At 67.8% G+C, this 1,343-nt stretch carries 2 protein-coding genes; one reads left to right on the top strand and one right to left on the bottom strand.

The features are described from left to right. Nucleotides 1-163 precede the first annotated feature (163 nt). Nucleotides 164-631 carry an ArsR/SmtB family transcription factor gene (locus ACWC9T_RS41875; protein ID WP_449826257.1) on the top strand — a complete coding sequence of 156 codons (468 nt, stop codon included), beginning with the start codon at nucleotides 164-166 and terminating at the stop codon, nucleotides 629-631. Between the two features lie 440 nt (nucleotides 632-1,071). On the opposite strand, the gene ACWC9T_RS41870 is transcribed toward ACWC9T_RS41875, so the two are convergent. Next, nucleotides 1,072-1,242 (bottom strand): DUF6042 family protein, encoded by a 171-nt coding sequence (locus tag ACWC9T_RS41870; RefSeq protein WP_449826258.1) that lies wholly within the window; start codon nucleotides 1,240-1,242, stop codon nucleotides 1,072-1,074. Nucleotides 1,243-1,343 lie beyond the last annotated feature (101 nt).

Raw genomic sequence — 1,343 nt, 5'->3', positions numbered from 1 at the left:
CTATGACAAGCGAGGGCACGTGTTCCTGGGCACCGTAACCTTCGCGGCCGTCATCATCTGGCTCCGCTCATGATCGGAGAGACATGGCCTAGCGCAGTTCTGGCGCGCCGTCCTTGCGCCCGAGTGGCCACGAATCCGGGCCCGGCTGGAAGGGGATATCAACGTGCGGGCCACCACCATCGCCCGGAACGGAATCGCGGACACGATCAACCAGCTGGCCCCAAACCTGGAATGGGCCCAGGGCTCCCTGAAGGTCCACCTTCGCATTTCCAGCCCCCACCAGCTCCACCTGTCCGCCGACGCCGCGATCCTCGTACCCAGCGTCTTCGCGAACAGGGCGATCTTCTGCGGCGGCGAACCGCCCGGTGTTCCGGCCCCCCGCACACCGCTGATCCTCTACCCGGCGGGGCGGGAAGACCGCCTCCCGTCGTCCGACGATCAGCTGATCGGCGCCACCCGCGCCAGGATGCTGGCCGAACTGGCCCAGCCTCGAAGCACCAGCGAGCTCGCCCAGCGCCTCTACCTCAGCCCGGCCACCGTCTCCTACCACCTGCAGATCCTGCACCGCGCCGGACGTGTCCAGCGCACCCGCTCATCCCGCGTCGTCCTCTATCAGCGCACCTCCCGGTAACCGACGCGAGCTCCTCCGCGTCGTCCGCCGGACCGCCTCCCCCTCCGCGCTGCCCAACACTGCCGTCTGGATACGCCGCTTGTCACCCGGCAACGACACCCCCCAACATGCGCTCGGCCATGGACACTTCATCGTGCCACTGAGCCCCGGCCACGGGCGCTCACTCTCCACTGATCCCCACTGCTTCATCCCTCTCGTAGGTCGGTCGGCGGGCTGGTAGACAATCCCGGGCCCGGTCCGCACCTGAGCCGGTCCTGCTGCCCGTGTCGGCGACGTTGCGCAGCAGGCGGTGACGTGGGCGGCGGGCAGTACCAGAGGGACGGCCCCCGGCTGCGGTCGCCGCGCCCGAAGGTGTCGGTTGCCCAGCTGCGTGAGTTTTTCAACGGCCTGGCTTGACGCGGTCTGCCCTCACAGCGTGGTGCTTCTGGTGGTCGCGGTTGTCAGTCCTCCGGAAGCGTCACGACGATCTGGCCGTCGTCGTTGACGCCGTGGATGGAGATGCGGCTCTGGTCGAACTTCTCCCAGTCGCACTGCAGCCGGAAGACCTTGTGCGGAGGGATCGCGGCGACGTCCGCAGTGGCGGTGAAGTCGCCCTGGTCGAGCAGTAGCAGGACCCGTAGTGCTCCAAAATCGCTTCACTGCGGCTGACCTCGGACGGTGCGCCAGCCGCTGACTGGGCATGATCAGTCTCGTGCTCGTACGGATGACCTAC

It is taken from the genome of Kitasatospora sp. NPDC001159 (assembly GCF_053598235.1).
The sequence above is the reverse complement of the archived record's forward strand: the minus strand, read 5'-3'. Positions and strand labels throughout refer to the sequence as shown.